Consider the following 13,859-nt stretch of genomic DNA (forward strand, 5'->3'; position numbering starts at 1 on the left):
GCATCAGGGTCACGCATTGGAGACTGGTTCAGAACCGAAGGACGGCCCTGTCCAGCGGAAGGAAGAACATTGAGCCGATCGGCAAAAAGCCGGTCAGAACGAAACCGAACCCAAGGAAAAGCCGCCAGTTCAAGGCGTTTTGCCCCTTGTGTTCTTTCATTGGAGAAAGCCATGATCCGTATCGACGACAGGCTCTATGATCGCGCCTATTTCGACGAAACATCCGCACGCCTGGCCGGGCAGATCGGCCTGAAGGACCGCGACGACGGACGCTACGCGGTCTGCTTTGCCGAAACCATCGACTGGCTGGCGCTATTCTTCGCCATCCGCAAGGCCGGCGCCAGCGTGTTGCCGATCCATCCGGGCACGCCCTATGCCGCCGCGCGCAAGCTTGCGATCGGCGCGGGCTGCGACCGACTGTTCTACAACAGCCCGACGGCGGAGGTACTGGAACGGTCGCAGAACGCCTTGCCGGTCGGAACGCTTCTCCAGATGAGCTCGGGCACGACAGGTGCACCAAAATGCGTGGCGCGTAGCTGGGAGGATATCGACGCCGAGATCGAAAGCTATATTGGCATCTTCCGCGCGCCGGAGGACATGACCCCGGTCATCGCCTGCCCGACGACCCATTCCTATGGCCTGATCTGCGGCATCCTGGTGGCGCTCAAGCGCGGCCAGACGCCGGTTATCGTCAACACCGCCAATCCGAAATATCTCATGAAGGTTCTTCGCGAGATCGAGCGGCCGCTGCTCTATTCGTCGCCGGCCATCCTGCACACGCTTGCCCGGCTGCTGCCCGAGGGCGAGCAGATCCATGCGACGATGACTTCGGGCACGCTGCTGCCGGATCCCTGGTTTGCGCAGATCAGGGCCAGGAGCCGGCATATGTTCCAGCAATATGGCTGCTCCGAAGCCGGATGCATCGCCATCAATCCGGATGTCACCAACGCCGGCGACATGGGGTTCGTGCTGCCGCATCTTCTGCCGCAAACCGGCAGCAACGCCGAAAATGCCGACGAAATCGTCGTGACCAAGGACGACGGCATTGCCATCCACACCCGCGATCTCGGCTATCGCCGCGATGACGGCATGCTGGTCTTCGTGTCGCGCATGGACGACATGATCAATGTCTCCGGTCTCAACGTCTATCCCCGGGATGTCGAGGACGCGGCAATGGCGATGGCTGAAGTCAGCGACGCCGTAGCCTTCCGCATGGGCGACCGCTTTGCCGGGGAGCGTGTCGCGCTGCTGTTCAGCGCCAGTCAAACCATCGCGCCGCAGGCGATCCGCGAATGGTGCAGCCTGCACCTCGCCAGCCATCAGCTACCGATGGACATCCGCCAGGTCGACACCATCCCGCGCCAGGCCAACGGCAAGATCAGCCGCCGCGAGGTTGCCGCCCGCCACGCCGCCGGCGAGTTCACCAAGTCGATCGCGGGAGCCGCGTCATGACCAGCAACAAAACCCTGGAAGCAATCCACAAAGTCCTCAGCGAACACATGATGCATCCGCATCTCGACGGCTTTGGCCCGGAAGCTCGCCTCAACGAGGACCTCTATCTCGATTCCGTCCTGATCCTGCAGATCTTTCTCAATTTGGAGCTGGAATACGGGCTGAGTGTTCCGGAAGAGGCGATCGCCCGCCAGGATGTCCAGACGGTCGCCGATCTCGCCGCGCTCTATGAGCCGAAGTCGATCGAGACGGTCGTCCCATCGTTTCCATTAACCGGCGGTACGACAGACGAAGGCGTGCATGGCGAGGCCTATTACGACATCAAGGTGCACTGCTTCGTCAGTTGCGTCTGCGACGGGCTGAAGCGAAAGGGCCTGGATCACCGACCGTTCTATTTCGGTGTCTGGGACGCGAAATTTGGGCTCAGCGACCGCTTCCAGCTTCTCTATCATGCACCCGAGATCAGCCAGGAATTCTTCCGCAGCTGGTTTCAGCGGCTATACGGCGTCACCGTTTACGAGTGGTACGACCCTGACATCAGCAAGAGCGAAAATCTCACCGTGATGCTCGACCTCGTCAAACGGCGCGCAGATACCGGCTCCGTCATGGTCATGCTCGACATGTTCCACCTGCCGGAGCGCGAGAACAAGTTCAACCAGAACCCCTTCCCGCACTACCTCATGCTGCAGGAAACCGCCGACCCCGATACGTGGTTCGTGCATGATCCCGACTACCGTTGGGAAGGCGAGATCGCGCGGGACAAGGTGATCCATGCGGTGATGCAGCCGACCGTCGGCGGCGGCTATGTCTTCGACAATGCAGAGGCTCGGCCACCGGCAGCCGAAGACCTCAAGGCCTATTTCGAGGCCTGCTTTATCAGAGACAGCAATCCGCTGGCCGACACCGTTCGCATGATCGTCACGGCTCATATCGACGGACGCGGCGGCATCGACCTCTCCGACCTCACGGACGCCGTGCGCGAACTGCCCGTCATCACCATCCGCAAATACGCCTATGAGCATGGCTTTGCGTTCTTCTGGCGGGCGCTGAAGCTGCCGGCGGCCGAGTTCGAAGGCTGGTGCGAAGAGATCGAGGCGCTCGTCCAGGCGCTGAAGGCGCTGCACTACGATTGCATGAAGCTGAGCCAGACCGGCGACCGCGCCTTGGCCACTCCGGTGTTCGAGCGGCTGGCAGAAGCCGACCGGATCGAGACGAAACTGAAAGGCAAGCTCGCCGAGATCTTCGATCTCTGGTGTGAACAGAACATTGCCGCCGACATTCCCATGCTGGAGAGGCCCATGCTGAAAAGGGTTGCGCGATGAACATATCGCTGTGCACGATCACGTTTCGCCATCATCTGATTTCCCTCGGCGAAATCGCCGCTTGGGCGCAATCCAACGATTTTCAGGGGATCGAGCTCTGGGGTGCGCATGCACGCAACCTGGCGCAGCAGCCCGACCGCAATGCCGATTGGCTCGATACTTTCGGGCTGAATGTGCCGATGATCAGCGACTATCTGCCGCTCGACGGCGATACGGAGACGCTGCGGCACAAGACTGTCGAGCTCTGCAGGCTCGCCCGCCGCTGGAGAACCCGCAAAATCCGTACCTTCGCCGGCAATTGCGGCAGTCTCTCCGTCTCCCACGAAGAGCGGCAGCGCATCGTGGAGCGGCTGAGAGAGATATGCGCGATCACTGCCAGCTACGGCATTCAACTGCTGGCGGAGACACATCCGAAGACGCTGGCCGATACTGCGGCCTCGACATTGCGTCTCATTGCGGAGGTCGACCAACCCGCCTTCGCGATCAATTTCGATACGCTCCACGTCTGGGAGGGCGGCGACGATCCAATCGCCGTGCACCGCCAGATGATACCGCACATCCGCCATTACCATCTGAAGAACATCCGCGACCGGTCGGACCTCTCGGTCTTCGAACCGGCAAACGTCTATGCCGCGGCCGGCCGTCGCGACGGAATGACGCCGTTGTTCGAAGGCACCGTCGACTATGTCGACTTTCTCCTGGAGATCGCGGGCGACGGACAGCACGACGCATCGCTGGAATGGTTCGGCAATGATTGCCTCGATGTGCTGCGTCGCGATCGCAGGCAGGTTCGCGGCGTGATCGAGGGGCGTGAACCCATACGGCGGACAGTCAACTTTTCGTGATCGCGTTTAGCGGCATCATCGACCCTTGCCGACGCAAGCCCATAAAAAAATGGCCCCGGCTGTACATGCCGGGGCCCATTTTTTGTTTTTGTTTTCGTCTTGCAAATGACAAGCAATATAGTTTCGGAGCACCGAAATACTACCTCGTTCGCGGCTTTGCTCATTTTTGACTTGAAGCGGACGAGCTGTGCTCTACCTCGCTACTCTGGCGATCTTGCAGCCGAAAATCAATCAACTTTTATGGGGCTATTTTTCGCCGCGCGACACGGGCGCTTGGGAAACTGCCGCACTGTTTCAACACCCCCAGGGCGGGCAGAAAACATGCCCTTCTCCAAACATAGCGGCGCCGGCAAGGATACGGAAGACACGTACGGCCGCGGCGTGTGCGCCTGACGTACCGCCTTGCCACCAGCCAACGGTCGCATCGATCGCTAAAGAATCTGACAGCGGCGCTGCCATGCAGATGGTCTTCTCTGATGGTCGAAATCACGACCAAGAGGAGACGAAGACGATGAGCCAGAAAACCTGCGCGGCCTGCGACTGCGAACTCGATCAGGACAGCATCAAGGTCAAGCTCGGCGGCAAGACGGTAGAAGTCTGCTGCGAGGAATGCGCTGCCGCCATTGGCGAAGCGGAGACCGCAAGGACGGCTGCGGCGTCGGCCGGAAAGTAAACATGAGGCCGGTCGCCATGGCAGCCGGCCTCCAATTCACAAGCATCAAGGTTGTCTTTTCGCAGCGACCGTCAGTGGCCCTTGAGCGCGGCAATTTCAGCCTGGAGCAACGCCACAGTCTCTTCCAGCGTCTGCACGCGCTGTTCCAGCTCGGACAGGCCTGACGTAGTGAAGGACGGCATGCTCGGCGCGGCGGCGACCGTCAGGTCGACCTCGCCACACAAAAGATGCGCAAACCGGTCTTCGCGCTGGCCGGCGCCGCGGTTGAGCTGCACGGTCAGCGGAGGCCGACGCCCGATCATCAGATCGAGGTTATCCTTGAGATCCTCGACCGACTGGAACCGCGCCATGCGTTCGCTGCGAGACCAGAGCTCGTAGGCTGTCTGCGGGCCGCGCAGCAAAAGCAGGCCGAGCACGACGATTTGCGGCGAGGTCAGCGAAAAGCGGTTGGCGGCCTGATGTTCATAACGCTCGACGCGCGATGCAAAGGCCTGCCGGACCAACCCCTTCTGGGCGAGCGAATTGAGCGCACGATGCACGTCCACCTGTTCCAACGCCATCACCGGGTCGCGCGCCGTCTTCTGGTTGGCGGCGGAGTGGAGGGAGTTGAGTGTCAGCGGATAGACGTCAGGCGTCGTTTCCTTCTTCTCGATCAGGCAGCCAAGAACACGGGCTTCGATCGCATTGAGTTCGGGAAAATCGGTGTCTGGATTGGTGTTCATAAGCTCACTCTTCTCGGCAACGAGTTCAACGGCAGCCCGGGGTTCTCCGACCGGATTGATCTACCCGGATTTTCCGCCCGTCTTTGGCAGAAAGCCCCGAAATCCCCGGCCGGCCGAACGGCACCCCTCGATAGACCGTTGCACGGCCAAGGCCAAGTTGCTTTCCGGTTTCCAAGTCCGAATATCCCCGGCAGCAAGCGACTGAAGGTAACTCGCTCGATCCTAACCGTCGCCTTGATTTTATTTCACCGAGCCCGACGCTGGCCACCCGATCGATCACGATTGCGCCGCAGTTCGCATCGATACGGTGCCGGTCAATTTCAAGCTGATTCCGCCTCCTGCCCTCCCTCGCCTTACGTCGCCAGATGCCCAGCGGTCACCCAATCGGGATCGCCGCCGCGTCGCTTGGCGGCGACCGTCGAAACCATCATCACAGAAGCCTCCCATGTCCCGTGTGAAAAAGAGGGTCGTACTGCATTTTCCGGGCTTTGAGCCCTTCGACGCGGAGGCGCACCGCCGGCGTTACGCCCGTTCAGCGCGGTAGAGCGCCGAGGTATGGGACTTCAAGTCCGATGTCGGGCCCTTGGTGAGCACGGGCGCGGCGACGCATTTCGACGTCGACTGTGCCGGACCGGACTGGCGGACTTCAAGCCGTATCCATGTTTTCGATCACGATGTGCTCGTCGATACCTTGAGCCGCCAGTCATTCACACGCCGGCTGGGCGGCGGATTTGCCAGTGCGCTGAACGTAACGTTCAACGGTGGGCTTTGGGGTTATTTTCGCCATGCCTGGCGCTTTGGCCTATTTTTCCTGTTCCCCTTCCTGCTGGCCGGATTGATGACGGCAGCGGCCCTAGTCGTTGCATTCATTCCCCACTGGCTGAGCCTTTCGAGCTGGAACCTGCTGTGGAGCGTACCGCTGGCCGGTCTCCTGCTGCGACAGGTCATGATGCCGTTGGCCACGAAGTTCCATACGCTGCACCTGTTTGCCGACTGGGAAATGGCCGTGGCCATGGCACGACTGGATCGGCCCGATTTCAACCGTTGGCTCGAAAGCTGTGTGGATGCCGCTTGCGAGGCGTTCAGCGAGGACGCCGACGAGTATCTTATCAGCTCGCACAGCATGGGTTCGAGTGTCGCCGCGCATGTCATCGGCATGCTGATCGAGCGGCGGCCGGATGTTATCGAAGGCAAACGGGTGGTGTTCGTAACACTTGGCGGCGCGATCCTGCAATGCGCGCTGATGGCGCCGGCCCATGCCCTGCGGGCCCGCGTCGGGGCAATTGCCCGCGCCAAGGAAATCTTCTGGTTCGAGGTCCATTGCCTGACGGATGCGATCCATTTCTACAAGACGCGTGTCGTCGCCCTGTCGGGGCATCCTGAGGCAAGGCAGCCGTCCATCGCCTATATCAAGGTCAAGCACATGCTGTCGCCTGACCGCTATAGGCGGATCAGGCGCAACTTCCTGCGCGTTCATCGCCAGTATGTGCTCGGTCCGGACGTGCGCGCACCGTTCGATTTTACCTTGATGACCGCAGGTCCGCTGCCGGCAGCGGCGTTCGCGGGTTTTTCGCAGGCTAACATACCGGCACTTTGACCCGCGACATCCTCGATGTCCTCTAGCGCGGCCCAGGCAGCCGCGCTTCTTTCCGGTCTTATGGAGCAACGCCCCCAACCGCGACTTCCGGTGCAAAGCGGTCGTTTCCAGCGGATGTCCGCTGGAATATCACACCGCTGATTTCGGCCGACCGGGAGAATGAGGGCAGTCAATCGAACAACCCTCGTCTCGACATGTTCGACTAGTTCCCCGGCTTGTTCTTGATCGCCGCATCGATCTGTTTCTTCACTGCATCCAGGTTGAAGGAGGCCGGATCCTGCATTGGCGGATAGTCAATCGCGGTGAGCGCAAGTTTGCCGACTTCCTGCTGAACACTGACGAAACGCCAGAACTCGCGAGCATAGAAGTCGTTCATGTAGCCCCCACCGAGGTCATTGAGGCTTTGACTGCCAATCGACGGCGTCCGCTCGAATGGGTCCTGACGGATATTGACCATGGTGGGCATGTCCGTTGTTACCTTCGCACCGGGCCAACCCTGAGGCTGCTGGAAGAACTGATACTTGAAGTCATCGATGCGAACTGCCCCCAGAGAAGGGCCGCCGAAGTAGAAGAATTCATGCCGTGCGGATGGTCCTTTGCCCGTCAACAGGTCGAGTTGGTTGTAGCCATCAAGGTGGTTCTTGTAGGTCTTGTCGCCCAGCTTCGCGCCCTTGAGCAACTGGTCAGTAATCTCGCTGTTGCCCGCCGCCGCGACCAGCGTTGGGAACCAATCCAAGGCAGAAAATATGCCGTTCTCGACCGTTCCCGCCTTAACCTTGCTCGGCCAACGGATAATGGCCGGCGCGCGGAACCCGCCCTCCATTACCGTACCCTTGGTGCCCTTGAACGGGGTCATGCCACCGTCGGGCCAGGTAAACACCTCCGCGCCGTTGTCGGTCGTGAAAATGACGATGGTGTTGTCGGTCTCACCCGCATCTTGCACGCATTTCAGGAGAGCGCCGACGCTGTCATCGAGCTGCGCCATGCCAGCTTCTTCGAGGCCATAGTTGGTGTCGCTGTTCATCAGCGCTTGGTATTTTGGCGACAGGAAAGTCCAGACGTGCATTCGCGTCGTATTGTGCCAGACAAAGAACGGTTTGCCGTCTGTCTTTGCCTTGTCCATGAAATCGCACGACGACTTGACCAGGACTTCATCGAAGGAGCCCATGTCGTATTTGGCCTTGGGCATGATGTCATGCATGTTCGGAACGTTGGACATGTCAGGGTACGGCGCTAGGGGACCCTCGTCCACGATCCTCTGCTTGCCGATCTTGCCCCAACGCGGCTGTTCGGATGTGTCGTCCGTATCGGTAGCAAAGGTGTGGACCAGATTGCGCGGCCCGACCTTGTCTCGGTACGACTGTTCGTTCGGAAACGAATACCAATAGGGGTCTGACATCGCGTCGAGGTGATAGAGGTAACCGAAGAACTCGTCGAACCCATGCAGTGTCGGCAGAAACTTGTTCAGATCGCCGAGATGGTTCTTGCCGAACTGGCCGGTGGCGTATCCCTCCGTCTTCAGCGCGGCGGCTATGGTTGCCGCCTTGTCAGGCATTCCTACGTCTGCGCCCGCCTGGCCAACCGTCGTCAGGCCCGTTCGGAGCGGGATTTCACCGGTAATGAAACTCGCCCGTCCAGCAGTGCAACTTGCCTCGGCATAATAGTCCGTAAACATCATGCCCTCTGCCGCCAGCTTGTCGAGGCTGGGCGTCTTCCCGGACATTATTCCCCGGTGATAGGCACCGATATTGAACCAGCCGACATCATCTCCCATGATGACAAGAATGTTGGGTTTTGGCTGCGGCTGCTGCGCAACTGATGGCGCAGCCAGCGCGGTCGCGAATACGGAAGCCAGCAAACCAAAATAAAGGTTTCTCATGCCACTCATAATTCATTCCCTCCGTTTAACTTGGCCTACTGCGTGTTTTCTTAAATCCTATTCGATCTATGGATAAAAACATGCAGCAATTCAAAGCGTTACAGCGACCTTTGCGTGTCTAATACGACGCGCGGCGCTGTAGTGGGGGATGCCCTTCTCACAGCATAGGGGTGCTCCTCCTCATTTATTCGGGACGATGAGCTTGTGAAATTGCGCGGCATAGCGCCGTCTCAGCGGAAAATGTTGGGTAGGGTGAATGCTGCTCTGAAAATTCGCCATAGGGCGGCGACAGACATACCGGCCATCGAAGCGTCAACAGCTAGTCACGCTTTACTAACTGCCGCAGGGTGGCAGTCGTCTTGGGCACGAATATCGCACATCTTCATTTCCTCCGCCAGTTTTGAAACCGCAACGCGAAGCGAGCGTTTACTGCCGGCGCAAAGTTGCCAATCTCACCCATCCGTCGCGCGAAAATAGAGGACCGGTACCGAACGACGCCAACGCTCGGGAAACCTCGCGATCTCGAACCAATGCCTATGCAGAGTTGATCCCACGGACATGGGGAAGTATTTATCGTGTCGACAAAAGGATTCTAAAGATGACCGATACCGATTCCAACCCCACACTCGAACGCAAGCGCGGCTCCGGCGTAAAGATGGTCTACGACCTTCTGCGTGACGAAATCCTCGATCTGGTCCTGCCGCCGGGCAGCCCGATCGACGAGGTCCAACTCGCCGAACGCTTCAAGATGTCGCGCACGCCGATCCGCGAAGCGCTGGTGCGGCTGGCCGGCGAGGGCCTGATCGATACGCTGCCGAACCGGTCGACGATGGTTTCAAGCATCGATTTCCTCAACATGCACACGTTCTTCGATGCGCTCGTGCTGATGTACCGCGTCACCACCCGGCTCGCGGCGCAGCATCATCGCCCGGAGGATCTGCAGATCATCCGCGCCCGGCAGGCTGAATTCGCAGCCGCGGTGCAGGCCCAGGATGCGCTGGCGATGATCGCCACCAACGCCGCCTTTCATTCGGCCATCGCCGAGGCCGGCCGCAACGCCTATTTCAGCGGCCTCTTCAACCGGCTCCTCGACGAAGGCCGGCGGATGCTGCGGCTCTATTACCAGTCCTATGGTGACCAGCTGCCGCAACGCTTCGTCGACGAGCACGAGGACATGATCACCGTGATCGCCGCCCGCAACGTCGAAGCGGCCGACCAGCTGGCCAAGGTGCATGCCGAGCAGATCGTCACTCAGATCAAGCGGCTTTTCACCCGCGACGAGCGGTTGGATATCGCGCTGTAATCTTCTGTCGATTTCTTGTCGACAAATAAAATACAACAGGATATTGTCACCGTCGAAGGCTGAGATCGGCGTCGGTGATGACGTTGGCCTCAGCCCATTCGACAGACCAATTGAGGAGTTTGAGATGAAGGCCAAGATTTTCTCCGGCGTCATTCCTGCGCTGATGACCCCGTGCAACGACGACCGCAGCCCCAACTTCGATGCGCTGGTGCGCAAAGGCAAGGAACTGATCGCCCAGGGCATGTCCGCAGTCGTCTACTGCGGTTCGATGGGTGACTGGCCGCTTTTGACCGACGCGCAGCGCATGGAAGGCGTGGAGCGCCTGGTCAAGGCCGGCATTCCGGTTATCGTCGGCACCGGCGCCGTCAATACCGCTTCTGCCGTCGCCCATGCGGCCCACGCCCAGAAGGTCGGCGCCCAGGGCCTGATGGTTATCCCCCGCGTGCTTTCGCGCGGCTCGGTCGTTGCCGCCCAGAAGAACCACTTCAAGGCCATCCTCTCGGCTGCCCCGGACCTGCCGGCGGTGATTTACAACAGCCCCTACTACGGCTTTGCCACCCGCGCCGACCTGTTCTTCGCGCTGCGCGCCGAACATCCGAACCTCGTCGGCTTCAAGGAATTCGGCGGCGCCGCCGACATGCGCTATGCGGCCGAGAACATCACCAGCCGTGACGATGGCGTCTCGCTGATGATCGGCGTCGACACGGCTGTGTTCCACGGCTTCGTCAACTGCGGCGCAACCGGCGCCATCACTGGCATCGGCTGCGTGCTGCCGAAGGAAGTCATCCACATGTGCAACCTGTCGCGGGCAGCCGCCGAAGGCGACGTCGATGCACGCCTGCGCGCGCTGGAACTGGAACAGGCGCTCGCCGTGCTTTCCTCCTTCGACGAAGGCCCGGATCTGGTTCTCTACTTCAAGCACATGATGGTGCTGAAGGGTGACAAGGAATACACGCTGCACTTCAACGAGACCGACGCCCTGTCGGAAAGCCAGCGCGGCTATGTCGAAGCGCAGTTCAAGCTGTTCAACAGCTGGTATGCCGCGTGGAGCAAGCTCCCGGGCGCAGTGCAGACATACAAGGGCTGATCATCGGTTGACCGCGCGTTAGCAAGAAGGCCCTCCCGTCGGGAGGGTCCTTAGCTGACGTGTGGAATTTTAGGTGACGTTTCTGCTGAACCCCCTACACCGCAAGGACTTAGGGGGTTCTTTTTGTTTAAAAATCTGAAGGAAGCGAGAACCAGCGTCTGTTCGTCCTTAAGGTTCGCGCCCCAGCAACGTCTGATTTCGAATGATCGACGTTAGCTGCGCAGCGCAGATCTTCAGGGGAGCCACGGACTGGGATGCTTTCGCCATCGCCATCGCACCGGAATAGGTTGCTACGACCAGGGTTGCCATGGCCTCAGAATCGAAATCGTGAACGGGGGCCGCCCGGAGGTCGCCCCTTAGCTTGTCGGCGATGGCTGACCTCCAACGCATGAAGATCGCCTCGATCGCGGCCTGGAAATCTTCGTCCTCGCGCGACAGTTCAAGAGCGAGATTGTTCAACGGACAGCCCGACACTGCCCCTTTCCGCTCCAGTTCGGAAATGATGGCTGCGAACACCGCTTGGATACCGTCGGCCGTCGTCGTCGCAAGATTGACTGGCGTGATCCAGGTCAACTCGACGGCTTCCGCCACCCGATCCTGAATAACGGCGAGGCCAAGGGCCTTCTTGGTGGGGAAATGATGGGCGAGCGCTCCACCCGTGACGCCCGCCTCGCGCTTCAAGTCGTGGAGGGCACTGGAATGGTAGCCGCGGGTCGAGAATGCAGCGTAGGCAGCATCCACAAGCCGCTGCCTTAGTCCTTCGGGATCGTTCATGCGTCTATGCGACGAGGTAGGTCGGTCCGACATGGGTCCTTCCTTTCCTCCTGGTTATAACAGGTTGACAAAACAGGACAACTGTCCTGTATTACAAAACAGGACGATTGTCCTGTTCCGAGGAAAGGTGGCCATGACTGTATTCACAATGAGCGAACCACTGACGGCTACGGACGATCCGACCAACGCGATCGTTGAACTGCGGCGGTATCGGCTTCGGCCGAACACCAGGGAGACGCTGATCGACCTGTTCGATCGCGAGTTCATCGAACCCCAGGAAGCGCAGGGAATGAGCGTGATGGGACAATTCCGCGACCTTGATGATCCCGACAGCTTTGTATGGCTGCGAGGCTTTCGCGACATGCCGTCCCGCGCAGCGGCATTGAACTCGTTCTATACGGGCCCGGTGTGGGCAGCTCACCGCGAGCAGGCGAACGGAACGATGATCAATTCGGACAACGTTCTGCTCCTGCGGCCCGCATCGCCCGATACCGGCTTTGCGCGGTCGGGCGTCACGCGCGCCGCCTCTGGCGCGGCGGATGTACGGCGCGGTCTTGTGGTTGCGACGATCTGTTATCTCGCACCACGCACGGACGACGCGTTTGCCGTGTTCTTTGAAGCCGTTGTCAGGCCATATCTGGAGCAAACCTCGGCTACGGTGTTGGCAGCATTGGTCACCGAGCAGAGCCCGAACACTTTCCCCAGGCTGCCTGTGCGCGAAGGGGAGACCGTCTTCGTCTGGTTCTCCGCTTTCCCCAGTCTGGCTGCCTACGAGACGCATCTTGCCGAACTTGCGCACTCCGAGACCTGGATCACGGAGGTCGTTTCGGAGATGGAGCGGCGAACGTGGCGGCAGAACGAGGTGTTGCGGCTGACGCCGACGGCACGATCCCTGCTGCCGTGACGCATTGCGTTGGGGGCGCATCTTCTCGGTGATCTCGCGGCCTTTGTTACCGGATGCCCGTTCAATGAACCCGTTACCGGCAGATTCTGAAAATGTGGAACCAGGGCAACCTGGTTCCACATTTTGGGAAAGGCTAGGCTCTCCGGGATGACCTTTCGTTTTACTGAGTGCCAGAAGCGGGCTGAGTGCCCCCGGCTGGATTTTACGCCACGGCATCGAGCCCAAGTGTGTGCAGGCGCTCGAGTTGCTCCATCTCGGCGGCCGTCAGGGTGATGCCATCGACCTCAGACTTTGCGCGGGCGGCGAAGCGGCGCTGAGACGGCAGGCGCGCGCCCTGGCCGAGAATGGCGTCAAACAGGACCTCGGCGCGGTCGAACGGATTGCCGGGACGCCCGGCGGCAAATGCCTCCGGCGAGAAGGCGATGATCAGTTCGCCATGGAACGGCGCCAATGTGGTGGTGCCGAGATAGTCGAGCACTTCCGGGCTAGTCAGGTCGCCGATCATGATGCCGGCCAGGAGTTCGATCATCGTGCCGATGGCCGAACCCTTATGGCCACCGAACGGCAGCATGGCGCCAGCAAGTGCGGCATCCGGATCGGTCGTCGGATTGCCCGACGCGTCGATCGCCCAGCCCTCCGGCAGCGGCTTGCCGGCACGGCGGTGCAGCTCGATCTCGCCGCGTGCGGCAACGGAGGTCGCAAAGTCGAAGACATAGGGCGGACGGCCTTCGCGCGGCCAGGCGAAGGCAAACGGGTTGGTGCCGAGCAACGGCTTGTTGCCGCCGGTCGGCGCGACCGTCGCATAGCTCGGGCACATGACGAGCCCGGCAAGGCCCATATCCGTCAGTCCTTCCGCCTCGGGCCAGAGCGCCGAGAAATGGGTGCAGTCATTGATGACGAGGGCGGCAAGCCCCAGGGTTCGGGCACGCTCGGCCAGAACAGGCAGGCCAAGCTCGAAGGCCGGATTGGCAAAACCACCCATGGCATTGACCTTGACGATCGCCGAGCCTTCCTGCGGTAGAAGCTCGGGAGTGGCGTCCGGCTTTACCTTACCGGCCTTGACGGTGCGCAGCGCGCCTTCGATACGGTAGATGCCATGCGACTTGCAGGCGTCGCGTTCGCCTGCCACGATCACCCGCGCAAGGGCGCCGGCCTGGACGGCATTGAGCCCGGCCTTGCGGAAGATCGCCTCGACCCGCTCCTGAACTGCGGCGATTGTCAGGGTGGTGGTCTCACTCATCTTGTACCTTTCTGACTGCGTATGACCCTGTTGTGGGCGGTTGAAGTTATGCATACATAGA

The 13,859-nt window shown here is 60.3% G+C and carries 11 protein-coding genes and 1 pseudogene; 8 read left to right on the forward strand and 4 right to left on the reverse strand.

What is annotated here, in order from left to right; translation table 11 throughout:
• Window positions 1-171: 171 nt before the first annotated feature.
• The 4 genes from C6558_RS36950 to C6558_RS40480 all read left to right on the forward strand — a co-directional run bounded on the left by C6558_RS36950 (window position 172) and on the right by C6558_RS40480 (window position 4,292).
• Window positions 172-1,452, forward strand: coding sequence for an AMP-binding protein (locus C6558_RS36950; protein WP_057225550.1), 1,281 nt, complete (start codon window positions 172-174; stop codon window positions 1,450-1,452).
• On the forward strand, window positions 1,449-2,774 hold the full coding sequence (locus tag C6558_RS36955) for a DUF6005 family protein (protein ID WP_057225548.1): 1,326 nt from the start codon (window positions 1,449-1,451) through the stop codon (window positions 2,772-2,774). The genes C6558_RS36950 and C6558_RS36955 overlap by 4 nt, the downstream gene beginning before the upstream one ends.
• Window positions 2,771-3,619, forward strand: coding sequence for a sugar phosphate isomerase/epimerase (locus C6558_RS36960; protein ID WP_084815418.1), 849 nt, complete (start codon window positions 2,771-2,773; stop codon window positions 3,617-3,619). Before C6558_RS36955 ends, C6558_RS36960 begins: the two co-directional genes overlap by 4 nt.
• A 511-nt stretch (window positions 3,620-4,130) precedes the next feature.
• Complete coding sequence (locus C6558_RS40480; RefSeq protein ID WP_192433255.1) at window positions 4,131-4,292, forward strand: hypothetical protein; 162 nt, start codon at window positions 4,131-4,133, stop codon at window positions 4,290-4,292.
• Between the two features lie 71 nt (window positions 4,293-4,363).
• Here the strand turns inward: C6558_RS40480 and C6558_RS36970 are convergent, their stop codons facing one another.
• Window positions 4,364-5,014: a YceH family protein gene (locus C6558_RS36970; protein WP_057225544.1), complete on the reverse strand. Its 651-nt coding sequence runs from the start codon at window positions 5,012-5,014 to the stop codon at window positions 4,364-4,366.
• A gap of 445 nt (window positions 5,015-5,459) precedes the next feature.
• On the opposite strand from C6558_RS36970, the pseudogene C6558_RS36975 reads away from it, so the two are divergent.
• Window positions 5,460-6,611 (forward strand): annotated as a pseudogene (locus C6558_RS36975) (hypothetical protein).
• Window positions 6,612-6,813: 202 nt separating this feature from the next.
• On the opposite strand, the gene C6558_RS36980 reads toward C6558_RS36975, so the two are convergent.
• A complete protein-coding gene (locus C6558_RS36980; RefSeq protein ID WP_107028698.1) occupies window positions 6,814-8,499 on the reverse strand; it encodes an arylsulfatase in 1,686 nt (561 codons plus the stop codon).
• Between the two features lie 589 nt (window positions 8,500-9,088).
• Here C6558_RS36980 and C6558_RS36985 point away from each other — a divergent pair.
• The gene (locus tag C6558_RS36985) at window positions 9,089-9,793 is read left to right on the forward strand and encodes a GntR family transcriptional regulator (RefSeq protein ID WP_057210029.1); all 705 of its coding nucleotides are present in this window, start codon (window positions 9,089-9,091) and stop codon (window positions 9,791-9,793) included.
• Between the two features lie 124 nt (window positions 9,794-9,917).
• Window positions 9,918-10,880, forward strand: coding sequence for a dihydrodipicolinate synthase family protein (locus C6558_RS36990; RefSeq protein ID WP_057210031.1), 963 nt, complete (start codon window positions 9,918-9,920; stop codon window positions 10,878-10,880).
• 168 nt (window positions 10,881-11,048) lie between these two features.
• Here C6558_RS36990 and C6558_RS36995 read toward each other — a convergent pair whose 3' ends face one another.
• On the reverse strand, window positions 11,049-11,687 hold the full coding sequence (locus tag C6558_RS36995) for a TetR/AcrR family transcriptional regulator (RefSeq protein WP_107028699.1): 639 nt from the start codon (window positions 11,685-11,687) through the stop codon (window positions 11,049-11,051).
• Window positions 11,688-11,787: 100 nt separating this feature from the next.
• Between C6558_RS36995 and C6558_RS37000 the strand changes: the two genes are divergently transcribed.
• Complete coding sequence (locus C6558_RS37000) at window positions 11,788-12,558, forward strand: NIPSNAP family protein (protein WP_225906519.1); 771 nt, start codon at window positions 11,788-11,790, stop codon at window positions 12,556-12,558.
• 202 nt (window positions 12,559-12,760) lie between these two features.
• On the opposite strand, the gene C6558_RS37005 is transcribed toward C6558_RS37000, so the two are convergent.
• Window positions 12,761-13,798, reverse strand: coding sequence for an Ldh family oxidoreductase (locus C6558_RS37005; RefSeq protein ID WP_057210036.1), 1,038 nt, complete (start codon window positions 13,796-13,798; stop codon window positions 12,761-12,763).
• Window positions 13,799-13,859 lie beyond the last annotated feature (61 nt).

The sequence above is a fragment of the Ensifer sp. NM-2 genome (assembly GCF_003024455.1).
Taxonomy (GTDB): domain Bacteria; phylum Pseudomonadota; class Alphaproteobacteria; order Rhizobiales; family Rhizobiaceae; genus Ensifer; species Ensifer canadensis.